The sequence below is a fragment of the Acidovorax sp. WCS2018Noco2-16 genome, assembly GCF_031843945.1.
Lineage (GTDB): Bacteria > Pseudomonadota > Gammaproteobacteria > Burkholderiales > Burkholderiaceae_C > Paracidovorax.
In genome coordinates this window covers 810,373-837,018 of the sequence record NZ_JAVTJJ010000002.1, presented here as the reverse complement: position 1 = coordinate 837,018, position 26,646 = coordinate 810,373, and the positions used below count along the sequence as shown (strand labels likewise).

The following is a 26,646-nucleotide window of genomic DNA, read 5'->3' as shown; positions in this document are numbered from 1 at the left end:
AAAGGGCGGGGCTTACGTGCGCTCAGACCAGAGTTTGCCGCCCGTAGCCCAGTTCTCGCGCTTCACGTCGGTGATCAGTATGTCCACCGACTCGGGCGAGCCGCCCAGCACCTCGACGGAGACACGGGTGATCTCTTCCACCAACTTTTTCTTCTGCTCGATGGTGCGGCCTTCCATCATTTCGACGTGATAGGTGGGCATGGTGTTCGTTCCTTTTTTCGACGAGAGTGAGAGATGTGGCGCGCGCCCGAAGGCTGCAAAAACCAGGCGGCCATCATATCGGCGAGGCCGGCGTGCTGATGTCAGCCGGCGCCTATCCCACGCCGCGCGCTGCCGGGGCGTCACCGGCCGCGCAGCCGGGGCACAGGCAGGCCTGGCCCTGCAGGTCCGCAGGCACGGCCGCCAGCGCGGCGGGTGCCACCAGGGTGCTCATGCACCAGCAGTCGGCGGCGGGCTGGCCGGCTTCGATCGCGCAGCGGTTGCTCTGGCCGCACAGCGGGCAGCGGGTGGGGTCCGGGGTCGGGGATGAGCGTGGGGCGCTGGGCATGGGCGAATCGTGGAGGTTTGGCGGCGGCAATACCGCCACTCCAGTGTAGGCCGTGCGAGACGCCAATTTTTAAGCCAAATTGGCCTCTAGCGCTTATCCATCAAGCGCTAGTAGCTATAAAAAATGTAGCGCATCAGGTGCGGCGCAGTTGCCCGCTGCACCTCACGCGCTGGCCGGGCAGTCCAGCGTCAGGCCATCAAACGGGGTGCGCCCGTCGCGGCATTGCCGATGTGGAACACCGCCACGGCTTGCACCAGCTGCGCGGCCTGCGCCTCCAGCGAGCCCGTCGCTGCGGCGGCCTCTTCCACCAGCGCGGCGTTCTGCTGCGTGACCTGGTCCATCTGCGATATGGCCTGGTTTACCTGTTCCAGCCCGGTGGTCTGCTCCTGGCTGGCGGCGCTGATCTCGCCCACGATGTCGGTCACGCGGCGCACGCCCGCCACCACGTCGCGGATCACCGAGCCGGCTTCGTCCACCAGCCGGTTGCCCGCGTCCACCTGCGTCACCGAATCGTCGATCAGCACCTTGATCTCCTTGGCCGCGTTGGCGCTGCGCTGTGCCAGCGTGCGCACTTCCGACGCAACCACGGCGAAGCCCCGGCCCTGTTCGCCCGCGCGGGCGGCTTCCACGGCGGCGTTCAGCGCCAGGATGTTGGTCTGAAAAGCGATGCCGTCGATCACGCCGATGATGTCCACGATCTTGCGCGAGGCCGCGTGGATGCCGCCCATGGTCGTCACCACATTGCCCACCACCTCGCCGCCGCGCACCGCCATGTCGGACGCAGAGCGCGCCAGCTGGTTGGCCTGGGCGGCGTTGTCGGCGTTCTGGCGCACGGTGGAGGTCATCTGCTCCATCGACGCGGCCGTCTGCTGCAGCGCGCTGGCCTGCTCTTCGGTGCGGCTCGACAGGTCCAGGTTGCCGCTGGCGATCTCGCTGGACGCCAGCGCGATGCCGTCCGCCCCATGGCGCACCTGGCCGACGGCGGTGCGCAACTGCGTGCCCATGGCGTCCAGTGCGCGCAGCAGCTGGCCCGTTTCGTCGCGCGCCGTGCTGTCGGCGCGGGCCGTCAGGTCGCCGCTGGCCACGGTTTCGGCCACCGCCACCGCGCGGTTCAGGGGGCGGGTGATGCTGCGGGTGATGAAGTAGGCCAGTGCAGCGGCGGCCAGCAAGGCCACCACGCCCAGCGCCAGCATCTGGGCGCGCCCGCGCTCGAATCCGGCGCGGATGCCCTGCGCCGTGGCGTTGATGCCGGCACGCTGCTGGTCGAGTAATGCCTGTAGGCTGTCCAGGTAGCGCACGCCGGCAGGACGGAAGTCACTGTTGAACAGGCGCTCGGCTTCGTCCGCCTGGCCTGCGGCCTTGGCCTGGCTGACCGCATCGCGCGCGGCGATGTATTGCTGCCGCGCTTGCGATAGCGTGGCGAACAGGGCTTTTTCTTCGGGTGTCTCCAGCAGGGCTTCGAGCTGTTTCTGCTGGTCCGTGGACATGCGCGAGGCCTCGGTGTTCTCGGGCGCGAAGAAGGTGGCCAGAGTCGGGTCGGCGCTTTTGACGACCGCCGTGGTGCGGCGCACGCTGGTGTGGATGGTGCGGTACCAGTCCGACACCAGCCGCTCCTTGGCCAGCGGGCGGGCCATCATCGCGTCGGTTTCGGCGGCCACGGTCTGCAGGCGCCAGATGCCGATCGCCAGGATGGCGGCCGTCAGCACGATGAGGGCGATGAAGGCTAGCGCAAGGCGGCGGCCGATGGAGATGTGGTCAAGTTGCATGGGGATGGGTGCTAGTGGTTAACCCTTATATCGACATGACCCGTGTCAAGTTGAGGCCCGATTTCTACTGGCATCCACCTCAGGTCGTGGTTTCACATGCAGCTTTTGGGCATAAAAAAAGCACCTGGCGCTTGCTGTGCAAGCGCCAGGTGCTCTCTTTTTGGTAGTTGCTGGTGGCGTTCTGCGATCAGGCCGTGCCCGCCTTCACCTTCAGCCGCCAGGCGTGCAGCAGCGGCTCGGTGTAGCCGCTGGGTTGTTCCTTGCCCTTGAAGACCAGGTCGCGGGCCGCGCGGTAGGCTGCCGATTCGGCAAAGCGGCCGGCCATCTTCTGGTAGAGCGGGTCGCCGGCGTTCTGCCCATCCACCACGGCGGCCATGCGCTCGAAGGTCTCGTTGACCTGGGCCTCGGTCACCACGCCGTGCAGCAGCCAGTTGGCCATGTGCTGGCTGCTGATGCGCAGCGTGGCGCGGTCTTCCATCAGGCCCACGTTGTGGATGTCGGGCACCTTGGAGCAGCCCACTCCCTGGTCGATCCAGCGCACCACGTAGCCCAGAATGCCCTGCGCGTTGTTGTCCAGCTCCTGCTGCTTCTCAGCGTCGCTCCACTGTGGATGGGTGGCGACGGGAATCGTCAGCAAGCCGGTCAGCAGGTTGTCGCGCTCCGCATCGGCGCTGGTCTTTTCCAGCTCCTTTTGCACCTCGGCCACGTTGACCTGGTGGTAGTGCAGCGCGTGCAGCGTGGCGCCCGTGGGGCTGGGCACCCAGGCGGTGTTGGCGCCGGCCTTGGGGTGGGCGATCTTCTGCTTGAGCATGTCGGCCATCAGGTCGGGCATGGCCCACATGCCCTTGCCGATCTGCGCGCGCCCGCGCAGCCCGCAGGTCAGGCCCACCAGCACGTTGTTCTTCTCGTACGACTGGATCCACTGGCTGGCCTTCATGTCGCCCTTGCGCACCATCGGGCCGGCCTGCATGGCGGTGTGCATCTCGTCGCCCGTGCGGTCCAGAAAGCCGGTGTTGATGAACGCCACGCGCGCCGATGCGGCGGCGATGCAGGCCTTCAGGTTCACGCTGGTGCGGCGCTCTTCGTCCATGATGCCCAGCTTGACGGTGTTCTCGGGCAGGCCCAGCAGGCGCTCCACGCGGGCGAAGAGCTCGCTGGCAAAGGCCACTTCGGCAGGGCCGTGCATCTTGGGCTTGACGATGTAGACGCTGCCCTTGCGGGAATTGCGGATGCCGTCTTTCCCCTTGCCTTGCAGGTCATGCAGTGCGACGGCAGTGGTCACCACGGCGTCCAGAATGCCTTCCGGGATTTCGCGCTCGGTGCCCTGCGCGTCGGCCCACAGCACGGCGGGGTTGGTCATCAGGTGGCCCACGTTGCGCAGGAACATGAGCGAGCGGCCATGCAGGCGCACCTCGCCACTGCCGCCGGGGGCCGTGTACACGCGGTCGGCATTGAGCCCGCGCGTGACGGTCTGGCCGCCCTTGGCGAACGATTCGGTCAGCGTGCCTTGCAGAATGCCCAGCCAGTTGGCGTAACCCGCCACCTTGTCTTCGGCATCGACGGCGGCCACGGAATCTTCCAGGTCGAGGATGGTGGAGAGGGCGGCTTCGAGCACCAGGTCGCTCACGCCGGCCGGGTCGGTCTTGCCGATGGGCGTGGAGCGGTCGATCTGGATGTCCAGATGCAGGCCGTTGTGGCGCAGTAGCACGGATGAAGGCGCCGCCGCATCGCCCTGGTAGCCCACGAACTGCGCCGCGTCCTGCAGGCCGGTGGTGTCGCCGTCCTGGCGTTCCACGACCAGTTGGCCGCCCTCCACGCGGTAGGCGGCTGCCTCCTTGTGCGAGCCGCTGGCCAGCGGTGCGGCCTGGTCCAGCACCTCGCGGGCGAAGGCGATCACCTTGGTGCCGCGCACCGGGTTGTAGCCCTTGCCCTTTTCGGCGCCGTCGTCTTCGGCAATGGCGTCGGTGCCGTACAGCGCGTCGTACAGGCTGCCCCAGCGCGCGTTGGCGGCATTCAGTGCGTAGCGCGCATTCAATATGGGCACCACCAGCTGCGGGCCGGCCTGGGTGGCCAGCTCGTCGTCCACGTTGGCCGTGGTGGCCTGCACGTCGGCCGGTTGGGGCACCAGGTAGCCGATCTTTTCCAGGAAGGCGCGGTAGGCCACCATGTTCTGGATGGGGCCGGGGTTGGCCTGATGCCAGGTGTCCAGCTCGGTCTGCAGGCGGTCGCGCTCGGCCAGCAGGGCGATGTTCTTGGGCGCCAGTTCACGCACCAGCTCGCCGAAGCCTTGCCAGAAGGCTGCGGCGTCCACGCCGGTGCCGGGCAGCACGCTCTCGTCGATGAAGCGGTGCAAAGAAGTGGCCACTTGGAGGCCGTGAGCGGTGGTGCGATCGGTCATGGAATGTCTCGGTGTGCGGTTGAACAAGTCAGGCAAAAAAGCCTGGGGCGCCCGGAGCCGGGGCCGTGAACCCACTGTATTGGAATTCTTTAAGCACATAAACGGCGCGGAAAGCGCAAAACCAGTGACTTTTGCGCACAAGTGGAAGGGGCCTTCAGGCGGTGCTTCAGGCCGCCCGGTGCGGGCAAGCGACATGGTCGGCCTGTGGATGCTATTGAATTAATAGCTGTTATCGCTTATGAATAAAGCGCTAGAGGCCAATTTCAGTCAAATTTCAACCTGTGTAATCCTGATGAAAACTGTGTCCAGTCGTGACATCAGTCCCCATAATCGCCGGCCATGGACAAGCTCAAGGCGTTCGAATCCTTTGTTTCCGTGGCCACGCGCGGCAGCCTCACGGCGGCCGCCCGGGCCGAGGGCGTGGCGCCCGCCATCATGGGCCGGCGGCTCGACGCGCTGGAGGAGCACCTGGGCGTCAAGCTGCTGGTGCGCACCACGCGCCGCATCAGCCTCACGCATGAAGGCAGCGCCTTCCTGGAAGACTGCCAGCGCCTGATGGCCGACGTGGCCAATGCCGAGGCGAGTGTTTCGGCCGGCGGCGTGAAGGCCACGGGCCACCTGCGCATCACCGCGCCGGCGGGGTTCGGCCGCCGCCACGTGGCATCGCTGGTGCCGCGCTTTCGCGACCTGCACCCGGAAGTCACCATCTCCCTGAATTTGAGCGACCGTGTGGTCGACCTGGCTGGCGAGGGCTTCGACTGCGCCGTGCGCGTGGGCGACCTGCCCGATTCGTCGCTGGTCAGCGTGCGCATTGCCGACAACCGGCGCCTGTGCGTCGCCACGCCCGCCTACCTGGCACGGCGCGGCGTGCCCGCGCATCCGTCGCAACTGGCGCAGCACGACTGCCTCACGCTGTCCAGCGACGCGTCGCAGACCCGTGGATGGGCTTTTCGCGTGCCGCGTGAAGAGGGCGGCGTGGCCGAGGTGATGCACTTCAAGCCCGGCGGCCCGCTCGACTGCTCCGACGGCCAGGTGCTGCACGACTGGTGCCTGGGCGGCTGGGGCATCGCCTGGCGCAGCACCTGGGAGGTCGAGGCCGAGATAGCGGCCGGCCACCTGGTGGCGGTGCTGGAGGATTTCGCCGCGCCGCCCAACGGCATCTACGTGGTCTTTCCGCACGCCAAGCACCTGCCGCTGCGCGTGCGGCTGTGGATCGACTACCTCAAGCACCAGTACGCGCAGCCCGATTTCTGGCGCCGCGCCCGCGCGTGAGCCAACCGGCGCAGCGCTGCCGATCCACCCCATCTTCCGCCTTCACAGGAATTGAGCGCCATGAGTCAGCACCTTTGCCACCGCATGTCCGTTGAAGCGTCTGCCGCCTGGCCTGCGCGCGCCGCATCGCTCGCCCTGGCCGCGTTGCTGGGCGCGTGTGCACAGCTGCCCGGCGGGCCGGCAGCACCTGCCGCTGCGCTGCCGGCCGCCCCGCTCGTTGCGGCCGCGCCGCCGGTCGCGCAAGTGCCCAAGCAGTCGCCGGACGGCGTGCCCGCAGGCATCGTCAGCGTGACCTATGCCGACCCGAAGCGCATGAGCGACGCCCGCCAGTCCCCGCGCGAAACCGACCGCGCCCGCCGTGCCTGGCTGGACGCCCTCAGCCTGCACCTGGCCGACCGCGCCGCGCCGCTGCTGGCGCCCGACCAGCGGCTGGACGTGTACCTCACCGATCTGCAGCGCGCCGGCGCCTTCGAGCCCGGCCGCGGCGCCGGCGCGGGCGACGTGCGCATCGTGCGCGATATCTACCCGCCGCGCATCGACCTGAACTTCACCCTGCGCACGGGCAGCGGCCGGGTGCTGCGCCAAGGCCAGCGCCAGTTGCGCGACGCGATGTTCATGTCGCGCAGCGCGCCGTCCGCCAGCGACCCGCTGCGCTTTGAAAAGGCGCTGGTCGACGACTGGCTGCACACTGAATTCGGCCGCCGCGCTGACTGAAACCTGCGTAAGTCACCGTAGGAGGACGCTGACGGCCGTGCAGGTGAGCGCCCCACGCCGTGCAGGGGCTCCGGCCGCCTAGAGTGACTCCTCGTGCCTGCGGCGCCTCGCGCGGCTGCGGGAAGGGTTCACTGAAGACCTATCAAAAGGGCAGTCATGGCAGGCATTGCGCGCATTACCGGCATCGGCGTCGGCATCATCGGAGCGCTGTTGGCGGCAGCGGGCATCTGGCTCGTTGCGCTGGGCGGCAGCTTCTATTACGTTATCGCAGGCATCGTGTTGGTGGGCTGCGGGGTGCTGCTGGCGCGCCGGCGGGCCGAGGCGCTGTGGCTATACGCCGTGCTGCTGGCCGCCTCGGTGGTCTGGGCGCTGTGGGAAGTGGGTCTGGACTGGTGGCCGCTGGCCGCGCGGCTGGACGTGCTGGCGGTCATCGGGCTCTGGCTGCTGACGCCCTGGGTGCGGCGCTCGTTATTGCCCGGTGGGACGCCGCCGCAACGTGTGGATGGCGGCGCGGACCGATCCGCTGCCACGCCCGCGACTGCGCTGGCCGTGGCCTTGGTGGCCACCGTGGCGGTTGCCGTGGGTTCGTGGTTCCGCCAGCCGCACGATATGGCGGGCGAGCTGCCGGCGGCTCCAGCAGCCGCGGCAGCCGCCCCGGCCGGCGCTGTCGATGTGCCCGATGGCGAATGGCACGCCTACGGCCGCACGGGTTATGGGCAGCGCTTTTCGCCGCTGGCGCAGATCACACCGGCCAACGCCACCCAATTGAAAATGGCCTGGGAATACCGCACGGGCGACTTGCGCGGCAAGGACGGCGACCCCGAAGAAACCACGTATGAAGTGACGCCGCTGAAGATCGACAACCGGTTGTTCCTCTGCACGCCGCACCAGTCGGTGATTGCGTTGGACGCGACCTCGGGCAAGGAGCTGTGGCGGTTCGACCCGAAGATCGAAAACAAGCTGGCCCTGCAGCATCTGACCTGCCGGGGGCTGTCATACCAGCCGCCGCGCGATACGGCGCCGCAGGCGTCTGCGCCGGCTGATGTGGCATCAAACCCGGCTGCGAATGGCCAGGTAGCCGCCGTCGCCGCGGGTGCCGAGCGCGCCGAGCCTGCGTCGCACGCCTCGCCCACCACCACGCAACCTGATGCACCGGCCACGCAGGCCGCCGACCAGCGCCAGCCACCCATCGCCGCCAAGAACGGTCCCACCGACGCGGCCTGCCGCGCCAAGCTTTTCATGCCCACGGCCGATGGCCGCGTGATCGCGCTCAATCCCGAAAGCGGCGCCGTCTGCACCAACTTCGGCGGCGGCACGGGGCAGATCGATCTCTGGCAGCGCATGCCCAACCTGCGGCCGGGCGCGTACTACTCCACCTCGCCGGTGGTGGTCACGCAGCGCCACATCATCGTGGGCGGCACCGTGCTGGACAACGCATCGGTCAAGGAGCAGTCGGGCGTTATCCGCGCGTTCGATATCGACACCGGCGCGCTGGTGTGGAACTGGGATTCGGGCAACCCCGAAGACACTGCCCCGCTGCCACCCGGCCGCACCTACACGCCCAATTCACCCAACAGCTGGTCGATCTCCAGCGTGGACGAAGCGCTGGGCCTGGTCTACGTGCCCATGGGCAACCAGCCGCCCGACCAGTGGGGCGGCAACCGTAGCCCGGCGGTGGAAAAGTATTCGTCTTCGGTGGTGGCGCTCGACGTGGCCACCGGCCGCGTGCGCTGGCACTTCCAGACGGTGCACCACGACCTGTGGGACTACGACGTGCCGGCCCAGCCCACGCTGATCGACCTTCAGATCGACGGCAAGACCGTGCCTGCGCTGGTGCAGCCCACCAAGCAGGGCGAGCTGTTTGTGTTGGACCGCCGCACTGGCACGCCCTTGCTGCCGGTGACTGAACACCCCGCACCGCAGGGCGCTGCAGCCGGCGACCGCACTGCGCCCACGCAACCCAAGTCGGCCCTGTCGTTCGACCCGCCCCCGCTGCGCGAGCGCGACATGTGGGGTGGCACGATGTTCGACCAACTGGCCTGCCGCATCGCCTTCCATCGCCTGCGCTATGAAGGCCGCTTCACGCCGCCGTCGGAGCAGGGCTCGATCGTCTATCCGGGCAACTTCGGCGTCTTTAACTGGGGCGGCATCGCGGTCGATCCGCAGCGCCAGGTGGCCTTCACCACCCCGACCTACCTGGCCTTCGTGTCCAAGCTGGTTCCGCGCAAGGACGACACCAGCCTGCTGGTGCAGGAAGGCGGCCCGCCCAAGGGCAGCCTGCCGGCGCTGAATGAGAACTTTGGGGCGCCGTTCGCCGCGTCCATGAAGCCTTTCATGTCGCCCGTGGGCCTTCCGTGCCAGGCGCCGCCCTGGGGCTATGTGGCGGGCGTCGACCTGCGCACCGGTGAAGTCGCGTGGAAGCACCGCAACGGCACCGTGCGCGACCTGTCTCCCGTGCCGCTGCCCTTCCGCATGGGCGTGCCCGGGATCGGCGGGCCGATGGTGACGGCCGGCGGCGTGGCGTTCTATTCCGGCGCGCTCGACGACTATGTGCGTGCCTACGACCTCACCAGCGGCAAGCAGCTGTGGGAAGACCGCCTGCCCGCAGGCGGCCAGGCCACGCCGATGAGCTACACCGGCGCCGACGGCCGGCAGTACGTGGTGGTGGTGGCCGGCGGCCACGGCTCCACGGGCACCAAGGCGGGCGATTCGGTACGGGCTTACGCCGTGCCGGGCCGCTGAGCAGGGCAAGTAAAAAAAGCCGGGCCAGCAATGCGGCTGCGGTCACAGCCGCCGCACGCAGGCATGGCCGCTTGGGGGTGGGGGAGGGATAGGATCAACGGCGATTCTTTTTCCTTTCCCAACCTGCCGCTTTTTCTTCACGACGAGTCCGCCATGACCACCGAAGCCCTGCTGGCCTATGCCCACCTGCTGGCCATCCTCACCATGGTCACTTTCCTGGCCAGCCAGGCGGCGCTGTGCCGCAGCGAATGGCTGAACGCAGCGGCGGTGGAGCGGCTGGCGCGCATCGACATGATCTATGGCATTGCGGCCGTGCTGGTGTTGGCTACCGGCCTGGCGCGCGCTGGGTGGGGCATGAAGGGCGGGGCGTGGTACTGGTCGCAGCCGCTGCTGCATGCCAAGGTGACGCTGTTCGTCGTCATCGGCCTGCTGTCCATCGTGCCTACGCTGCGCCTGCGCCGCTGGGTGAAGGCCGTGCGTGCGGGCGGCACGCTGCCTGCAGCGGCCGAGGTGCGGTCCACCCGCAGGCTGGTGATGATTGAAGCGCACCTGCTGGCGCTGATTCCGCTGCTGGCGGTGTTTCTGGCCCGGGGCGTGGGCACGCGCTAAGACCGCTCTGCCGATTCACAACAAAAGCAAACCCCGCGCGCCGGAGCAAAAGTAAACCCCGCGCGCCGGGGTGGGCGGGCGGGGTTTTGCGGGGCTTGAGGCGTCAGGCGGCGGGCTTGGTGCTCAGGCAGCTCTTCATGAAGGTCTTGCGCTCATCGCCCTTGAGCGCCTTGGTTTTCGCGTCGGCGTTGCAGGTGGTCATCTTGTCCTGCTGCTTGGCCTGCTTGTCGGCCGAGAGGCACTCTTTCATGAACGCCTTGCGCTCGTCGCCCTTGAGTGCCTTGGTCTTGGCGTCGGCATTGCAGGTGGCCATCTTGTTCTGCTGCGCGGTGGGCGCCTTGGCAGGGGCGGATGCGGCCGTTGCGGGCGCGTCCGCGGCATGGGCGGCGACGCCCAGTGTCAGGGCGAGGGTGGCGGCAGTCACCAGGGAAAGCAGATTCTTCATGTAATGCTCCTGCAGTTGAGGGGGTGAAAAGCCTCGCCCGTTGCCTTCGCAGCCTGGACGGGCGGGGCTCAGCCAGCATAACGCCGCCGTGCGCGGCGCGGATGACCTGTCCCCGTAGAATCCGCCCCCATGCTCTCCGTCAAACAGGAATTGCTCGCGGCTCTGGCCGACGAGCTGGAAAAATTGTCGCCCGGCGCTGCCGGGCGCGCTGCTTTTGAATCGCCCAAGGTGGCTGCACACGGCGATTTCGCCTGCACCGCCGCCATGCAGCTGGCCAAGGCCGCCAAGCAGAACCCCCGGCAACTGGCTGAGGCGCTCAAGGAATCCTTGATGGCCACGCCGGCCTTTAGCCGCTGGGTCGAGGCGCTGGAGATCGCCGGCCCGGGCTTCATCAACATTCGCCTCAAGCCCGCCGCCAAGCAGGAAGTGGTGCGCGAGGTGCTGGCTGCCGGCGAGGGCTTCGGTGTGCAACCCAGCAACGGCCAGCGCATGCTGGTCGAGTTCGTGTCCGCCAATCCCACCGGCCCGCTGCATGTGGGCCACGGCCGCCAGGCGGCGCTGGGCGATGCCATCTGCAACATCTTCGCTACGCAGGGCTGGAGCGTGCACCGCGAGTTCTATTACAACGACGCGGGCGTGCAGATCGACACCCTGACCAAGAGCACGCAATTGCGCGCGAAGGGCTTCAAGCCGGGCGACGACTGCTGGCCCGTCGACCCAGAGAACCCTGCAGCCAAGGCGTTCTACAACGGCGACTACATCCAGGACATCGCCAACGACTTTCTGGCGAAGAAAACGGTCAAGGCCGACGACCGGGAGTTCACCGCCAACGGCGATGTCGACGACTACGACAATGTGCGCCAGTTCGCCGTGGCCTACCTGCGCAACGAGCAGGACAAGGACCTGCAGGCGTTCAACCTGCATTTCGACGAGTACTACCTGGAATCGAGCCTCTACACCTCCGGCCGCGTCGAGGCCACGGTGGGCCGCCTGATCGCCAACGGCCATACCTACGAGCAGGACGGCGCGCTCTGGCTCAAGACCACCGACTACGGCGACGACAAAGACCGCGTGATGCGCAAGAAGGACGGCACGTTCACGTACTTCGTGCCTGACGTGGCCTATCACATCGCCAAGTGGGAACGCGGCTTCACCAAGGTCGTGAACATTCAGGGCACCGACCACCACGGCACCATCGCCCGCGTGCGCGCCGGCCTGCAGGCGGCCGACGCCGGCATTCCGCAGGGCTACCCCGACTACGTGCTGCACACCATGGTGCGCGTGGTCAAGGGCGGCGAAGAGGTCAAGATCAGCAAGCGCGCGGGCAGCTACGTCACGCTGCGCGATCTGATCGAGTGGACCAGCAAGGACGCAGTCCGCTTCTTCCTGCTGAGCCGCAAGCCCGACACCGAATACACCTTCGACGTCGACCTGGCCGTGGCGCAGAACAACGACAACCCGGTGTACTACGTGCAGTACGCCCACGCGCGCATCCAGTCGGTGCTGCGGGCCTGGCAAGAGGCCGAAGGGGCCGGCGGTGGCGACGTGGCATCGCTGCGCGGCGTCGACCTGTCGGCCCTGGAAGGCCCGCAGGCCCAGGCGCTGATGCTGCAGCTGGCCAAGTACCCCGAAATGCTCTCGGCCGCTGCCGAGGGCGAAGCGCCCCACGATGTGACCTTCTACCTGCGCGATCTGGCTGCCAGCTATCACAGCTACTACGACGCCGAGCGCATTCTGGTTCAGGATGAAGCCGTCAAGCGCGCCCGCCTGGCGCTGGTCGCGGCCACGGCGCAGGTATTGCACAATGGATTGAAGGTACTGGGCGTGAGCGCGCCCGCCAGAATGTGAATGAACGAATGGCTAGCCAAATGAAGAAACAGCAACGCGGGGGCACGGCCGTCGGTCTCATCGTCGGGATGATCATCGGGCTGGGTGCCGCGCTGGGCGTGGCCGTGTACGTCACCAAGGTGCCGGTGCCCTTCCTGAACAAGGGCAGCTCGCGCGGGTCTGACCAGGACGAAGCGCAGCGCAACAAGAACTGGGACCCGAATTCCCCGCTGTACGGCAAGAACCCTGCCCGTCCCGCAGCACCCGCAACCCCGGCCACGGCAGGCACCGACCCCGCCGCAGCCACGCCCGCCACCGGCACCGTGACGGCGCCGCCCGTGGGCGCAGCCCCCGTGGCACGCGGCGCGGCCAGCAAGCCCGCCAGCGGCGACCCGCTGGGCGACCTGGCCAAGGCCCGCTCGGCCGCCAGCCCCGCCGCGGTGGCTGCGCCGGCCGCTGGCGCTGCCGACCCCTTCGATTACTTTGTGCAGGCCGGAGCCTTCCGCACGCAGGGCGACGCTGACGCCCAGCGCGCCAAGATGGCCATGCTGGGCTGGGAGGCCCGCGTGAGCGAGCGCGAGCAGAACGGCCGCACCGTCTACCGCGTGCGCGTGGGTCCCTTTGCCAAGCGCGACGATGCCGAATCGCTGAAAGACAAGCTCGACGGCGCCGGTGTCGAATCCGCGCTGGTGCGCGTTCAGCGCTGACGGCCGTCGCCCCGACGAAACTTTGCGGCCTCTGGCTGCTCACAACCTTCTGACCGACCAAGGAGTGAATTTTTCATGAAACGCCGCGAGTTTTCCCTGTCCGCCGCCACGGCTTTGGCCGCCTCTGCCGCCGCCCTGCCCGTGGCCACGCCCGCGTTCGCGCAGGCCCGTCAGTTCAAGGAAGGCAAGGACTACGCCAAGCTCGCCAAGCCCGCCCCGGTCGATGCACCCGCCGGCAAAGTCGAGGTGATCGAATTCTTCTGGTACAGCTGCCCGCATTGCCACGCCTTCGAGCCCGCGCTGGAAGTGTGGATGAAGGCAGCGCCCAAAGACCTGCAGATCCGCCGCGTGCCCGTGGCCTTCAACGCCAGCTTCGTGCCGCAGCAAAAGCTGTACTTCGCGCTGGAAGGCATGGGCAAGCTGCCTGATCTGCACGCCAAGGTATTCCGCGCCGTCCACGTCGAGCGCCTGCCCCTCAACAAGGATGAGCTGATCTTCGAATGGATCGGCAAACAGGGCGTGGACGTGGCCAAGTTCAAGGAGTCGTACAACTCCTTCAGCGTCTCCAACCAGGTGCGCAAGTCGGCGCAACTGCAGGAAGCGTACGGCGTGGAAGGCGTGCCCTCGATGGGTGTGGCCGGCCGCTACTACACCGACGGCACGATGGCCGGCAACATGCAGAGCGTGTTGCAGGTGGTGGATTATTTGGTGGGCGTGGCCCGCAAGGGCTGATCGGCTCTGCCTCGGGTTTGGGCGGATACCCGCCCCAGGCCCATCGCTTCCAGCGCGCCCGAGGGCGCGCTTTTTCATGGGCGCATCATCGGTGCATGTTGAGCTATTGTTTTAATAGCTGTCAGCGCTTGACACATAAGCGCTAGGGGGCTATTTGACTGTTATTCTCGGCGTTGCGTCCCCCGCGCTGTTCTCCCCTGCGCCTTACCGCCTCGTCTGGGCGCGTGCATGATGCGGGTTGGCCTTCGCGCCTTTCTTGCCGTCTGCCAGCGCCGCTAAGGCCCGCTGGTGGCCGGTACAATGTCTGCAAGATTCGTGCCCTATGAGAAACAGACTCCTCCCGCTGCTCCTGCTCTCTGCGCTGGCTTGTGCCTCGTGGGGCGCCCGTGCCGAAAAGGCCGACCGTAACAAGCCCATGAACATCGAGGCCGACGCACTGCGCCACGATGAACTTCAGCAGACCAGCGTCTTCACCGGCCGTGTCGTGCTGACCAAGGGCACCATGGTGCTGCGCGGCGCGCGGCTCGACGTGCGCCAAGACCCCGACGGCTTTCAGCACGGCGTGGTGACGGCCGAGCCCGGCAAGCGCGCCTTCTTCCGCCAAAAGCGCGACACCCTGCCCGGTGCGCCCGACGAATTCGTCGAAGGCGAAGGCGAGATCATCGAATACGACGGCCGTGCCGAGACCGTGAAGCTCACCCGCCGCGCAGAGCTGCGCCGCTACCGCGAAGCCACGCCGACCGACGAGATGTCCGGCGCCGTGATCTTCTACAACAGCGTGAGCGACGTGCTCACCGTGGACGGCCAGCGCACGGCACCCAATGGCACGCCGTCCGGCACACCCGGCGGCCGCGTGCGCGCGGTGCTGGCTCCCAAGGAGCCCGCCGCTGGCGCCGCCCGGCCCGCCGCACCCGCTGCCACGCCGGCGCCCACCCTGCGGCCCAGCACCGACCTGAGCAACGGCGGCGCGAGCAAGTGAGCGAGTCCCTCTCCCCCACCGCCTCCGCCGCTGCTACTCCCGATGCGGCCCTCGTGCCCGGCGGCAGCCGCCTGGAGGCCATGCACCTGCAAAAGTCCTACGGCAGCCGCAAGGTCGTCAAGGACGTGTCGCTCACCGTGCAAAAGGGCGAAGTCGTCGGACTGCTGGGCCCCAACGGCGCCGGCAAGACCACGTCGTTCTACATGATCGTCGGGCTGGTGCGCAGCGACGGCGGCGACATCCGCATCGACGGCCAGTCGGTCGCCAACATGCCCATTCACCGCCGCTCGCGGCTGGGCCTGTCGTATCTGCCGCAGGAGGCGTCCATCTTCCGCAAGCTGAACGTGGAAGAGAACGTGCGCGCCGTGCTGGAGCTGCAAACCGGCGAAGACGGCAAGCCGCTGCCGCGCGCCGAAGTCGAAGAGCGCCTGACCGCGCTGCTGCAGGAACTGCGCGTGGAGCACCTGCGCGCATCGCCCGCGCTGGCGCTCTCCGGTGGCGAGCGCCGCCGGGTGGAAATCGCCCGCGCCCTGGCCACGCAGCCGCGCTTCATCCTGCTCGATGAACCCTTCGCCGGCATCGACCCCATCGCCGTCATCGAGATCCAGCGGATCATCGGCTTCCTCAAAGAGCGCGGCATCGGCGTGCTCATCACCGACCACAACGTGCGCGAGACGCTGGGCATCTGCGACCACGCCTTCATCATCAGCGACGGCAACGTGCTGGCGCAGGGCACGCCTTCCGACATCGTGGACAACGCCGAGGTGCGCCGCGTGTACCTGGGCGAGCACTTTCGGATGTGATGAAGCCCGGCCTTTCACTGCGCGTCTCGCAACACCTCGCGCTCACGCCCCAACTGCAGCAATCGATCCGGCTGCTGCAGCTGTCCACGCTGGAGCTGTCGCAGGAAGTCGAGCAGATGCTCGACGAGAACCCGTTTCTCGACCGCACGCTCGAAGACGCGCCGCGCGAGGAATTCGGCCTTCAGCAGGCCGACACCCCCGTGGCGGACGATGACCGCCAGTCCGACGATGCTCTCTATAACGTAGCACCCAGCGCAGCATCCACCAGCGCTGAAGGCCCAAACGACGCTGAAACGCCGGCCAGCACCGAGGCCACCGCCGCCGAAGCGCCCGACTGGGAAGGCGACGGCACCGTGGACTTTTCGCCTGACGACAGCGAGTGGGGCGGCGACGCGCCCGCCCGCAATCGGTCGGGCGACAGCGATGGCGATGCCGACGCGACCGAGCTGGCGCGCAGCAACCTGTCGCTCACCGACTTTCTGCACCGGCAGGCGCTTTCGCTGCGGCTGTCGGAGGTGGACACCGCCGCGCTGCGCTTTCTCATCGAATCGCTGAATGACGACGGCTACCTGGAAGACTCGCTCGAATCGCTGGCCGTGAGCCTGGCCGGCCCGGAAGACACCGAGCAGATCGAAGAACTGGTGCACCGTTTCACCGTGGCCATGCGCCTGTTGCAAAGCCTGGAGCCCACGGGCGTGGGCGCGCGGGGCCTGGCCGAATGCCTGACGCTGCAGCTGCGTGCGCTGGCCGCCGACAAAGAGGGCGATGCCGAGGTACTGCAGACCGCGCTGCGCATCTGCAAGCAGCCGCTGGAGATGCTGGCCAAGCGCGACGTGCGGCGGCTGACCCAGAGCTGCGGTGGCGGCAACGAGGAGCGCACCCGCCTGGCGATGGCGCTCATCGCGCGGCTCGAGCCCCGCCCCGGCCGGCGCTTTGCCGACGTGGAGCGCAACATCATCGTGCCCGACGTCATCGTCAAGAAGACCGGGCGCGGCTCGCAGCAGAACTTCAACGTGCAGCTCAACCCCGACGTGATGCCGCGCCTGCGCGTGCACGACGTCTATGCCGGCGCGCTGCGTGGCAACCGGGGCGGCGAAGGCCACCAGGCGCTGCAGCAGCGGCTGCAGGAAGCACGCTGGTTCATCAAGAACATCCAGCAGCGCTTCGACACCATCCTGCGCGTGTCGCGCGCCATCGTGGACCGGCAGCGCAACTTCTTCGTGCACGGAGAGCTCGCCATGCGCCCGCTGGTGCTGCGCGACATCGCCGACGAGTTGGGCCTGCACGAATCCACCATCAGCCGCGTGACGACGGCGAAATACATGTCCACGCCGCAAGGCACCTACGAGCTGAAGTATTTCTTCGGCTCTGGGCTGGGCACCGAGACGGGCGGCAACGCGTCCAGCACGGCGGTGCGCGCGCTCATCAAGCAGTTCGTGTCGGCCGAGAACCTGGCCAAGCCCCTGTCGGACAGCCAGATCGCCGCCATGCTGAAAGAGCAGGGCATCGAATGCGCGCGCCGTACGGTGGCCAAGTACCGCGAGGCGCTCAAGATCGCGCCGGCCAATCTGCGCAAGGCGCTTTGACGCGGCCGCTGCGGGTCGTCAGCCCAGCAGCTGCGGGTTCATGCGCCAGAGCGTGAAGTTCAGCGCCCCGGCGAACGTGATCCACGCCAGGTAAGGCACCAGCAGCGCGCCCGCCAGCGGCCGCAGCCGCCAGAACGCCACCAGCGTGGCGGCCACGGTGATCCACAGGGCGGCGATGTCCGCCAGCGCCCAGGCACCCAGGTGCCACTGAAAGAACAGCCAGCTCCACAGCGCGTTCAGCACCAGCTGCACGCAAAACAGCACCAGCGCCCGCTGCCGCAGCGCGCCGGCCGGCTGGCGCCAGACCAGCCATGCGGCCACGCCCATCATCGCGAAGAGCGCCGTCCACACCGGGCCGAACACCGAAGGCGGCGGCGCCCAGCCGGGCTGCGCCAACTGGCCGTAGAACTGCGGCGCCTGTACCGACGCGACGCTGCCGATAGCGGCGGTGAGAAACGCCAGTGCCAGCCAGCCGGCCAGGGCCAGCCAGGTGCGCGCAGGGGAGCGGTGCAGCGGCCCGCCAGGTGCCGCAGAGGTGTAGTGCGATGTCATCGCCCGATCATCGCCGACGCATGGCCACCCCCCGGAGGCCAGGCGCGGCCGCATTTGTCAGACGGCGCGCCGTGTCGGTCGTACACGGCTTGCCTGAATGAGGCGATGCTATTATTTTAATAGCTATTAACGCTTACGGAATAAGCGCTAGAGGCCAAAAAGACCTCAAACTTCAACAGGGCGCCAAGCTCAAAGGCCGGGCAATGCACGCTGCCCGCCAGGTGAGCCCAAGGCATGCGTCGTAGCACCCAGGCCCGCTGCGTGCCCCGCTGCTTCCAGCTTGAAGCCCGCCACCACGTCGGCCAGCTGCGCCGCCTGCTGCTGCAGCGATTGCGCGGCGGCGGTGGCTTCTTCGACCAGTGCCGCGTTCTGCTGCGTGGCCTGGTCCATCTGGCTCACCGCGCTGCCGATCTCGGCGATGCCGGTGCTCTGCTCCTGGCTGGCGTTGCTGATCTCGGCCACGATGGCCGTCACGCGGCGCACGCTGTCCACCACCTTGTCCATGGTGGCGCCGGCGTCCTGCACCAGCTTGCTGCCGGCGTCGACCTGCGCTACTGAATCGTCGATTAGCGTCTTGATCTCCTTGGCGGCGGTGGCACTGCGCTGGGCCAGCGTGCGCACTTCGGATGCGACCACGGCGAAGCCCCGGCCCTGTTCGCCCGCACGGGCGGCTTCGACGGCGGCGTTCAGCGCCAGGATGTTGGTCTGAAAGGCAATGCCGTCGATCACGCCGATGATGTCCACGATCTTGCGGGCCGATGCATCGATGCCGCCCATGGTCTTGACCACCTGGCCCACGACGGTGCCGCCGTGCGTCGCGATGTCCGATGCGCCCGTCGCCAGCTGGTTGGCCTGGCGCGCGTTCTCGGCGTTCTGCTGCACGGTGGCGGTGAGCTGCTCCATGGCGGCGGCGGTTTCTTCCAGCGAGCTGGCCTGCTGCTCGGTGCGGGCCGACAGGTCCTGGTTGCCGCTGGCGATTTCGGAGGTGGACAGGCGCACCGATTCGGACGACGCCCGGATGCGCACCAGCACGGCGGCGATCTTGTCGACGAAGCTGTTGAAGGCGTGGGCGATGTGCGTCAGCTCGTCGTTGCCATGCGTTTGCAGCCGGCGCGTCAGGTCGCCGTCGCCGGAGGCGATGTCCTGCAGCGCGTCGCGCACCAGGGCCAGGCGGCGCAAGGCGCGCGCGATGACGGCACTGAGCACCAGGATGGCCAGCGCCAGCGAGATGACCACCGTGGTCGCCGACACCTTCAGCAGCGTGTCGATGGACGCCAGCGCCTGGCCGCGGTGCACGGCAATCACCAACTGCCAGTCGGTGCCGGGCACGGGTTGCCCATACAGCAAGTAGTCGGTGCCGTTGATGTCGGTGCGCATGCCGGCGGCGGCCTTTTCCAGCTCACGCAGGGTGGCGGGCTGCAGATTGGGCGACAGGGCGGACACGGGCTTGAGCGTCAGCGACGTGTCGGGATGGGTGACGATCGCACCGGCCTGGTTGGCCAGGAAGGCGAAGCTGTCCGGCGTGGGCTTGATGGCACCCACGTTGCGCACCACAGTGGTCAGCAGCACGTCGGTGCCCACCACCGCGGTGGGGTTGCCTGCGGGCCCGACCGGTTCTGCAAACGTCACGCCCACCTCGGGCGGGGATGTGAACAGGTAGGGCGCGGTCACGATGGGCTTGCCCTCTTGAACGGCTTGCCTGTACCAAGGGCGCGACGTGACGTCGTAGCTCGCCGGCATCGGGTTCAGGAACAGGGTGCGCTTGTCCGGAAAGCCGACATAGGCATCCGAGAACCCGCCGCCGTCGCGCAGCGCCTGCAGCACGCCCCGTGGCTCCGGCTGGTCGATGGCCAGGATCAGCGTGTGGGTCAGCAGGCGCTTCGATTCCACCCAGTCCGCCAGCGTGCGTGCCTGGGATGCCACCAGCTGGCGGCTCTGGGCATCCACGGTGGACTGAACGTGGTGCTGCACCGTGATGAAGTTGGCTACAGCCAGGGCGAGCATGGCCGCGGTGAGAATGGCGACGCTGAGCGCGATGAGGCGGGCTCGGAGGCTGAGTTGCATGGGGATCCTGAGGGGTTCGGTGATGCGCTGTGGCATTCGGTCAACGGCAGCGCGGGTCGTCCGGCGATAGCCGTAGCCTCTTTATCGGATCGGCAACGCGTATCCTTGAGGCCACTTTTATGAATCAACTCCAACTCTTTCTGCCCTGCGCCGCCGGCGTCGAGGGTTATCTGGCCGACGAAGTCCACGGCATCACCGGCCTGACGGGCGACGATCTGCTCGTCGGCCGGGGCGGCGCGCTGGTGCGTGCCTCCTGGCGCGACGCCCTGCGCCTGAACCTGCACAGCCGCCTGGCCCAGCGCGTGCTGGTGCAGCTGGCACACCGGCCCTACCGCAACGAAAACGACCTGTACGGTCTGGCCAGCGAGGTGGCCTGGGAGATCTGGTTCACCACGCGCCAGAGCTTCAAGATCGACGTCACCGCCCAGCACAGCCCGCTGACCAGCCTGAACTTTGCTGCGCTGAAGGTGAAAGACGCGGTGGCCGACCGCTTTCGCGCCAAGGGCGGCGCCCGGCCGGACGTGAACACGCAGTGGCCCGACGTGCGCATCCACCTGCACCTGACCACGGACGAGGCCACGATCTACATCGACACCTCGGGCGAAGCGCTGTTCAAGCGTGGCTGGCGCGAGGACAAGGGCGACGCGCCGCTCAAGGAAACCCTGGCCGCCGCCATGATCGCCGCCAGCGGCTGGGACCCGCTGGGCGACGCGCCCGTGCCGCTCTACGACCCCTGCTGCGGCAGCGGCACCATCGCCATCGAGGCGGCGCAGATGGCCTGCAACATTCCGGCCGGCATGCTGCGGCGCTTTGCCTTCGAGAAACTGCTGCCGTTCCAGGCGCATGTGTGGTCTGCTATCAAAAATGAAGCAGAAGGCGCAATCAGGACAAGCGCTACACCCATATTTGGCAGTGATGTATCGCACCGCATGGTCGATTTTGCCCAGCGCAATGCCGAGCGCGCGGGCGTGGCACAGGCCGTGCAGCTGCGCGGTGGCGACGCGCTGCAGCGCATGCCGCCCACCGACCAGCCCGGCGTGATGCTGCTGAACCCGCCCTACGGCGAGCGCATTGCCGCTGCCGGCACGGCCGGGCGCAACGCGGCAGAGCGCATGGAGCACCTGGACCGCGCCGGCCGCGAAACCGCGCAAACCGAAGACGGCGGTGAATTTTTCAGCCAGCTGGCATCGCACTGGAAGAAGAACTACAGCGGCTGGACGGCCTGGATGCTGACGCCCGACCTGAAGCTGCCCAGCCAGATGCGCCTGAAGGAATCTCGCCGCGTGCCGATGTGGAACGGCCCCATCGAATGCCGCCTGTTCCGCTTCGACATGGTCAAGGGCACCGCGCGCGACCGTGCTCCGAAGGTAGCGCCACCCGCCAGCGCGGCCGATGCCGGTTGAACTGAGCCTGCCCGCCGTTGCGGGCGCCGACGAGCCCGTGCGCCCGGTGGTGGTGGACACCAACGTGGCGCTCGATCTGATGATCTTTTCCGACCCGCGCACCGCGCCGCTGCGCCAGCTGCTGGCCCAGGGGCGCCTCGCCTGGATCGCCACGCAGGTCATGCGCGACGAGCTGGAGCGCGTGCTGGCTTATGTGCACATCGTGGAGCGCATGAACCACTACCGGGTGGACGCCGCCCAGGTGCTGGCCGCCTTCGATGCGCAGGTGCGGCTGGTGGGCGTCGCGCCCAAGGTGGCCTATGTCTGCAAGGACGCGGACGACCAGAAGTTCATCGACCTGGCGGTGGAACACCGCGCCATCCTGCTCAGCAAGGACAAGGCCGTGCTCTGCATGCGCAAGCGCCTGCTGACGCTGGATGCGCATGTGGCGACGGCCCTGGTGCTGGAGGCTGCAGCCACCCCCGAGGCCGCAGAAGCTTAGCAAGCGACTGAGGACGCTGCTGCCGTTGCGGTAAACGCCTGCTGCAGCACGCCCCGCACCCGTGTCGCCACGGGGTGGCGGCTCTCGCGCCGCCAGGCCAGGTGCAGCTCGGCATGCAGGCCGTTCGGGTCCAGCAGCGGGCGATAGGCCACGTGCGCAAAGCCCAGCCGCCTGGACGACTGCGGCACCAGCGCCGCGCCCCAGCCCGCATCCACCAGCGACAGAATCGAATGCGTATGGCTCACCGTCAAAACCGTGTCGGGGGCCACGCCCTCGGCGCGCAGCCGGCCGGCGATCAGCTCGTAGATGTAGCGCGTCTCCGACGGGCAATATTCGATGAAGCGCTGGCCCTGCAGCGCAATCAGCGGCGCGGCATCTTCGCCGGCCAGCGGGTGGCTGCTGGGCACAGCCAACAAGAGCGGTTCCTGCAGCAGCAGCGACGAATCCGCAAAACTGCGCGGCGCGAAGGGGCGCACGATGCCTAAGTCGATGCGGTCGCCGGCCAGCGCGTCGAGCTGGTCGAAGGTCTGCATCTCCCGCAGCACCACATGCACGTCCGGCAGGTGGTCGCGAATGGTAGCCAGCACCTGCGGCAGCACGGCCAGGCCCGCAGCGGCGATGTAGCCCAGCGTGACGCTGCCGGCATCGGCTTGCATGGCGCGGCGTGCGGCCAGTGTGGCGGCCTGGCTGCGGCGCAGGATGTCTTCGGCCTCGCGCAAGAAGATGGTGCCAGCCGGCGTGAGCCGCACCGCACCGCCCGCGCGTTCCAGCAGCTGCACGCCCACTTCATGCTCCAGCAGCTGGATCTGCCGCGTCAGCGGCGGCTGGGTCATGTGCAGCAGGGCGGCGGCGCGGCCGAAGTGAAGCTCTGTGGCCACGGCCACGAAACAGCGCAGTTGGGAGAGTTGGAACACGGAAAAGAGGGCCCCATTCAATTCTTGGATGGCGCCATCGCCTGTTTGGATTGGACGGCGCCTGTCTCGATTTCTAGAGTAGCAGCTTCACTCCACTGTCCCTCATTTCCCACCATGGCATCATTTCCACAACCGGCGATGCGCGAAGCGCTCAACGGCATTTCCGGCATTCTCGTCACGCCCTTCGACGCGCAGGACCAACTGGTGGCCGCGCCGCTGCAGCCCGTGGTGGACCGCGCCGTGGCGGCCGGTGTGCACGTGCTGGTGGCCAACGGCAACACCAGCGAGTTCTATGGCCTGCAGGCCAGCGAGGCCGAGCGCGGCGTGCAGATCGCCGCGCAGGCCGTCGCTGGCCGCGTGCCGCTGGTGGCTGGCGTGGGCCGCAGCGTGCACGAGGCCTGTGCGCTGGCGCGCATCTCGCGCGCTGCCGGCGCCGACGCGCTGATGGTGCACCAGCCGCCAGACCCATTCGTGGCGCCGCGCGGCGTGGAAGAGTACGTGCGCCGCATTGCCGACGCGGCGGGCGACCTGCCGCTGGTGCTGTACTTGCGCAACGAAAACATCGGCCTGCCTGCCATTGAGGCGCTGTGCCGCATTCCGCAGGTGATGGGCATCAAGTGGGCGTCGCCCACGCCGCTGGTGCTGGCCGCTGCCATGCGCCGCGTGGCCGACCGCGACCTGGCCTGGGTGGGCGGGCTGGCCGAGGTATGGGCCGCGCCCTTTTATGCGGTGGGTGCCCGGGGCTTCACGTCAGGCCTGATCAACGTGCTGCCGGAGCGCTCGATGGCCATCTACAACGCGCTGGAGGCGGCCGACTACCCGCTGGCCGCACGCCTGGTGGACGAGATGCTGCCTTTCGAAGAGCTGCGCGCGCAGGAGAACAACGGCGCCAACGTCACCGTGGTCAAGACCGCGCTGCAGCTGATGGGCAACGACTGTGGCGCCACGCGGCCGCCATCGGCCTGGCCGCTGACCGATAAAGCGCAAAACGAACTGAGCGCCCTGCTGCAGGGCTGGAACCTGCTGCGCTGACCGGCTTCTTCCCTCACCCCTCACAACAACCATTTAGGAGACACAAGACCATGATTTCACGCCGTTCACTGCTCGCCCTGGCCGCCGCTGCCGCAGCCGCCGCGTCGCCTGCCCTGGCGCAGACCTATCCCGCCAAGCCCATCACGATCATCATCGGCTCCACGCCCGGCAGCGCCACCGATGGGCTGGCGCGCGCCATCGGGGCGGAGGTCACCAAGGCCACCGGCCAGGCCGTGGTGGTGGAAAGCCGTGCGGGCGCCTTCGGCGGTATCGCAGCGCAGTACGTTGCCAAGGCCAACCCCGACGGCTACACGCTGTTCATGACGACCAACACGACGCAGTCCGCCAACCCGCACCTGCTGCAGAAGATCGGCTACGACCCGATCAAGGACTTCGAGCCCGTCGCCCTGCTGGCCAAGGGCTACATGGCGCTGGTGGTGCATCCGCAGGTCAAGGCGCAGAACGTGGCCGAGTTGGTGGCGCTGGCCAAGGCATCGCCCGGCAAGCTGAACTACGGCTCGGGCAGTTCGTCGGCGCGCGTGGCGATGGAGCTGTTCCAGCAGTCGACCGGCACCCAGTTCAACTACGTGCCCTACAAGGCCAACCCGCCTGCGGTGCTGGATCTGGTGGGTGGGCAGATCGATCTGATGATCGTGGACCTGACCACCAGCCTGCCGCAGGTCAAGGCCGGCAAGCTGCGCGCTCTGGGCATGAGCAGCCCTGCGCGCTCGCCCCTGGTGCCAGAGGTACCCGCCATCAGCGAGGCCCTGCCGGGCTACCAGTTCGGGTATTGGAACGCGCTGTACGCCCCGGCCGGCACGCCGGCTGCGGTGGTGCAGCGGCTGAGCGATCTGATGCGCGCCGCCGTCGCGACGCCCACGGTGGCGCAGGTGATCGAGAAGACTGGGCAGGAAGCCGCTTTCATGCTGCCCAAGGAACTGGCTACCTTCCAGTCGTCCGAGCTGCAGCGCTGGGGCAAGATCATTCGCGACGCCGGCATCCAGCCCGAGTGAGCGCTGCCCCAGGGAGGCCTATTCGCTATCGAACTTGAATCCTTCGGCCGGGTGCAACGACCAGTTGCCGTCGCCCGTCAGCTGCAGCACATGCGTGTGGTGCGCCAGCACCGCCGGGCGGTGGGCGATGCTGATGAGCGACGCGCCGCTGCCGCGCAGGCGTGCGTAGAGCAGGGTTTCATTGGCGCTGTCCAGTGCACTGGTGGCTTCGTCCAGGATCACTACGCGCGGCTGGCGCACCAGCACGCGGGCGAACGCCAGGCGTTGCTGCTCGCCCATGGACAACTGCTTTTCCCAATCGCGCCGCGACTCCAGCCCGCCCACGCGCTCGGCCAGATCGGGCAGTTGCACGTCGCGCAGCAGTTGCAGCAATTCGGCGTCGGTCAGCGTGGTTTCGCGGGCTGGGTAGATCATCTGGCTGCGCAGCGTGCCCGGCTGCATGTAGGGGCGCTGGGGCAGGAAGAACACTTCTTCGAGCGGCGGGTGATGCACCACGCCTTCGCCGGTGCGCCACAGACCGGCAATGGCGCGCAGCAGCGAGCTCTTGCCGCAACCGCTGGCACCGGTGATCAGCAGGGCGTCGCCGGACTGCAGCTCGAGCGTGAGGTTGCGCACCAGCAGGCGGGCGAAGCCGGGGGTGTAGAGCGTCATGCCCTCGATGGCAAAGCGCTCACCAGCGCGGGCCTGGATCTCGCCGCTGTGCAAAGGCGCGGGCGGCGGTGACAGCGAGGCGATGGGCGCCGCGGCAGGAGGAACTGCTGCGGTGACTTCGCCATCTGCGTCATCGGGCATCTCGGTGCTGGCGTTCCCGGTGCTACCAGTGTTGCCAGTGGTGCCAGCGTGCTTGCGTGCCAACCTTTGTTCTCGGCGTTCCTGCCGGTGGGCACGGCGGGCGGCGGTCACGGCTTCAGGCTCTTGCGGCTCGCGGCGCTCCGGTGCGCCCATCAGCGCCTGCCGCAGCGTGTCCAACCGGCCAATGCCCGCGACGAAGCGGCTCAGGCTCTCGAAGTTGTCCACGATCAGCGAGACCGACGCCAGCACCGCCGCGAAGGCGCCTGCTGCCTGGATGGCGCGGCCGACTTCCATGTCGCCCGACAGCACCGCGTCCGCCAGGATGATGCTGGGAATCACCACGGTCAGCTGGCTGAAGGCGCGCTGGAACAGGTTGAGCGAGCGTTGCCGCTTGATGAGCCTTGCGTAGTTGTTGAACACTGCCTGAAAGCTGTGGTCGAGCTGGGCGCGCTCCTGCGCCTCGCCGCGGTAGAAAGCGATGGATTCAGCGTTTTCGCGCAGGCGCATCAGGCCAAAGCGGAAGTCGGCCTCGCGCCGCAACTGCCAGAAGTTGAGCCGGATCAGCGGCGCGCCGAACACATAGAGCGCCACTACCGTGCCGACGATCGCGTACACAGCCAGAAACGCCACCAGCACGTGGGAGATGGACCAGAGCACGGCGCTGAAGGCCACCAGCTGCATGCCTGCGCCGATGAAGATCAGCAGGAAGTGCGTGGAGCGCCCGGTGAAGCTGTTGATGTCTTCGCTGATGCGCTGGTCGGGGTTGTCGATGGTGCCCTGTGCGTTCAGGTCGTAGTAGCGGCGCCCGTTCAGGTAGCCGTCCAGAAATCGGTGGGTGAGCCAGCGCCGCCAATGGTTGGCGAAGGCGTCGCGCATGTAGTAGTAGAAAGCGTACACCGGCACCGCAAAGGCCAGCACGATCAGGCAGGTCTGCACCGCGTCCCAGAACCGGTCGCGGTCCTGCGCGGCGAGGGCCGAGGTCATCTCGCCGCTGCGGTCGATGAGCAGCACCGCCAGGTGCGTCTCCAGCAGCATCAACAGCACCAACAGGCCCATCAGCGACCAGGCCGCGAATTTCTTGTCGCCCTGCCAGTATGGCTTGGCGACATTCATGAACTGGCGCCAGGCCGCCATGGACATGGAAGGAGCATGCCGCGAGGAATCGGTGGGGCCGGCGGGGTTGTCGGCGGCCAGGGGCAGGGGTGCCGCGGCGGAGGCAGAGGGAGGCATGCGAAGCTATCGAAACAAAGCGGAAGCGCTGAGGGCGA

At 67.8% G+C, this 26,646-nt stretch carries 23 protein-coding genes; 14 read left to right on the top strand and 9 right to left on the bottom strand.

What is annotated here, in order from left to right; translation table 11 throughout:
- Window positions 1-12: 12 nt before the first annotated feature.
- From RQI28_RS09230 to RQI28_RS09215, 4 genes are all read right to left on the bottom strand, one after another.
- Window positions 13-201, bottom strand: a complete 189-nt coding sequence (locus tag RQI28_RS09230) for a 4-oxalocrotonate tautomerase (protein ID WP_311224025.1) — start codon at window positions 199-201, stop codon at window positions 13-15.
- Between the two features lie 112 nt (window positions 202-313).
- On the bottom strand, window positions 314-547 hold the full coding sequence (locus RQI28_RS09225) for a cysteine-rich CWC family protein (RefSeq protein ID WP_311224024.1): 234 nt from the start codon (window positions 545-547) through the stop codon (window positions 314-316).
- Between the two features lie 188 nt (window positions 548-735).
- Window positions 736-2,313, bottom strand: a complete 1,578-nt coding sequence (locus RQI28_RS09220) for a methyl-accepting chemotaxis protein (protein WP_311224023.1) — start codon at window positions 2,311-2,313, stop codon at window positions 736-738.
- A 187-nt stretch (window positions 2,314-2,500) separates the two neighbouring features.
- Window positions 2,501-4,711: a malate synthase G gene (locus RQI28_RS09215; RefSeq protein WP_311224022.1), complete on the bottom strand. Its 2,211-nt coding sequence runs from the start codon at window positions 4,709-4,711 to the stop codon at window positions 2,501-2,503.
- Window positions 4,712-5,050: 339 nt separating this feature from the next.
- Between RQI28_RS09215 and RQI28_RS09210 the strand changes: the two genes are divergently transcribed.
- The 4 genes from RQI28_RS09210 to RQI28_RS09195 all read left to right on the top strand — a co-directional run bounded on the left by RQI28_RS09210 (window position 5,051) and on the right by RQI28_RS09195 (window position 10,048).
- Window positions 5,051-5,983: a LysR family transcriptional regulator gene (locus tag RQI28_RS09210; protein WP_311224021.1), complete on the top strand. Its 933-nt coding sequence runs from the start codon at window positions 5,051-5,053 to the stop codon at window positions 5,981-5,983.
- 60 nt (window positions 5,984-6,043) lie between these two features.
- On the top strand, window positions 6,044-6,697 hold the full coding sequence (locus RQI28_RS09205; protein ID WP_311224020.1) for a DUF3016 domain-containing protein: 654 nt from the start codon (window positions 6,044-6,046) through the stop codon (window positions 6,695-6,697).
- Window positions 6,698-6,853: 156 nt separating this feature from the next.
- Entirely contained in the window at window positions 6,854-9,439 is a 2,586-nt protein-coding gene (locus RQI28_RS09200; RefSeq protein WP_311224019.1) for a glucose/quinate/shikimate family membrane-bound PQQ-dependent dehydrogenase, read from the top strand.
- Between the two features lie 153 nt (window positions 9,440-9,592).
- Entirely contained in the window at window positions 9,593-10,048 is a 456-nt protein-coding gene (locus RQI28_RS09195; protein ID WP_311224018.1) for a DUF2214 family protein, read from the top strand.
- 103 nt (window positions 10,049-10,151) lie between these two features.
- Here the strand turns inward: RQI28_RS09195 and RQI28_RS09190 are convergent, their stop codons facing one another.
- Window positions 10,152-10,493, bottom strand: coding sequence for a PsiF family protein (locus RQI28_RS09190; protein ID WP_311224017.1), 342 nt, complete (start codon window positions 10,491-10,493; stop codon window positions 10,152-10,154).
- A gap of 129 nt (window positions 10,494-10,622) precedes the next feature.
- Between RQI28_RS09190 and argS the strand changes: the two genes are divergently transcribed.
- The 6 genes from argS to RQI28_RS09160 all read left to right on the top strand — a co-directional run bounded on the left by argS (window position 10,623) and on the right by RQI28_RS09160 (window position 17,127).
- Complete coding sequence (argS, locus tag RQI28_RS09185) at window positions 10,623-12,341, top strand: arginine--tRNA ligase (protein ID WP_311224016.1); 1,719 nt, start codon at window positions 10,623-10,625, stop codon at window positions 12,339-12,341.
- A 20-nt stretch (window positions 12,342-12,361) separates the two neighbouring features.
- Window positions 12,362-13,027, top strand: coding sequence for an SPOR domain-containing protein (locus tag RQI28_RS09180; RefSeq protein WP_311224015.1), 666 nt, complete (start codon window positions 12,362-12,364; stop codon window positions 13,025-13,027).
- Window positions 13,028-13,102: 75 nt separating this feature from the next.
- Window positions 13,103-13,759: a thiol:disulfide interchange protein DsbA/DsbL gene (locus RQI28_RS09175; protein ID WP_311224014.1), complete on the top strand. Its 657-nt coding sequence runs from the start codon at window positions 13,103-13,105 to the stop codon at window positions 13,757-13,759.
- A 322-nt stretch (window positions 13,760-14,081) separates the two neighbouring features.
- Window positions 14,082-14,738 carry a lipopolysaccharide transport periplasmic protein LptA gene (gene lptA / locus RQI28_RS09170; RefSeq protein WP_311224013.1) on the top strand — a complete coding sequence of 219 codons (657 nt, stop codon included), beginning with the start codon at window positions 14,082-14,084 and terminating at the stop codon, window positions 14,736-14,738.
- An 80-nt stretch (window positions 14,739-14,818) separates the two neighbouring features.
- Window positions 14,819-15,541 carry an LPS export ABC transporter ATP-binding protein gene (gene lptB / locus RQI28_RS09165; RefSeq protein WP_311224073.1) on the top strand — a complete coding sequence of 241 codons (723 nt, stop codon included), beginning with the start codon at window positions 14,819-14,821 and terminating at the stop codon, window positions 15,539-15,541.
- The gene (locus RQI28_RS09160) at window positions 15,541-17,127 is read left to right on the top strand and encodes an RNA polymerase factor sigma-54 (RefSeq protein ID WP_311224012.1); all 1,587 of its coding nucleotides are present in this window, start codon (window positions 15,541-15,543) and stop codon (window positions 17,125-17,127) included. Before lptB ends, RQI28_RS09160 begins: the two co-directional genes overlap by 1 nt.
- 18 nt (window positions 17,128-17,145) lie before the next feature.
- Here RQI28_RS09160 and RQI28_RS09155 read toward each other — a convergent pair whose 3' ends face one another.
- Together RQI28_RS09155 and RQI28_RS09150 are read right to left on the bottom strand one after the other, a co-directional pair.
- On the bottom strand, window positions 17,146-17,679 hold the full coding sequence (locus tag RQI28_RS09155) for a TspO/MBR family protein (RefSeq protein ID WP_311224011.1): 534 nt from the start codon (window positions 17,677-17,679) through the stop codon (window positions 17,146-17,148).
- Window positions 17,680-17,868: 189 nt separating this feature from the next.
- Window positions 17,869-19,743, bottom strand: a complete 1,875-nt coding sequence (locus RQI28_RS09150; RefSeq protein WP_311224010.1) for a methyl-accepting chemotaxis protein — start codon at window positions 19,741-19,743, stop codon at window positions 17,869-17,871.
- A gap of 119 nt (window positions 19,744-19,862) precedes the next feature.
- On the opposite strand from RQI28_RS09150, the gene RQI28_RS09145 reads away from it, so the two are divergent.
- Both RQI28_RS09145 and RQI28_RS09140 read left to right on the top strand, forming a co-directional pair.
- Complete coding sequence (locus RQI28_RS09145) at window positions 19,863-21,146, top strand: THUMP domain-containing protein (RefSeq protein ID WP_311224009.1); 1,284 nt, start codon at window positions 19,863-19,865, stop codon at window positions 21,144-21,146.
- A complete protein-coding gene (locus RQI28_RS09140; protein ID WP_311224008.1) occupies window positions 21,136-21,627 on the top strand; it encodes a putative toxin-antitoxin system toxin component, PIN family in 492 nt (163 codons plus the stop codon). Before RQI28_RS09145 ends, RQI28_RS09140 begins: the two co-directional genes overlap by 11 nt.
- Here RQI28_RS09140 and RQI28_RS09135 read toward each other — a convergent pair.
- The gene (locus RQI28_RS09135) at window positions 21,624-22,541 is read right to left on the bottom strand and encodes a LysR substrate-binding domain-containing protein (RefSeq protein WP_311224007.1); all 918 of its coding nucleotides are present in this window, start codon (window positions 22,539-22,541) and stop codon (window positions 21,624-21,626) included. The genes RQI28_RS09140 and RQI28_RS09135 overlap by 4 nt on opposite strands.
- A gap of 114 nt (window positions 22,542-22,655) precedes the next feature.
- On the opposite strand from RQI28_RS09135, the gene RQI28_RS09130 reads away from it, so the two are divergent.
- Entirely contained in the window at window positions 22,656-23,573 is a 918-nt protein-coding gene (locus tag RQI28_RS09130; protein ID WP_311224006.1) for a dihydrodipicolinate synthase family protein, read from the top strand.
- 50 nt (window positions 23,574-23,623) lie between these two features.
- Window positions 23,624-24,586: a tripartite tricarboxylate transporter substrate binding protein gene (locus tag RQI28_RS09125; protein ID WP_311224005.1), complete on the top strand. Its 963-nt coding sequence runs from the start codon at window positions 23,624-23,626 to the stop codon at window positions 24,584-24,586.
- Between the two features lie 18 nt (window positions 24,587-24,604).
- Here the strand turns inward: RQI28_RS09125 and RQI28_RS09120 are convergent, their stop codons facing one another.
- Window positions 24,605-26,491: an ABC transporter ATP-binding protein/permease gene (locus tag RQI28_RS09120; RefSeq protein WP_311224072.1), complete on the bottom strand. Its 1,887-nt coding sequence runs from the start codon at window positions 26,489-26,491 to the stop codon at window positions 24,605-24,607.
- Between the last annotated feature and the right edge of the window lie 155 nt (window positions 26,492-26,646).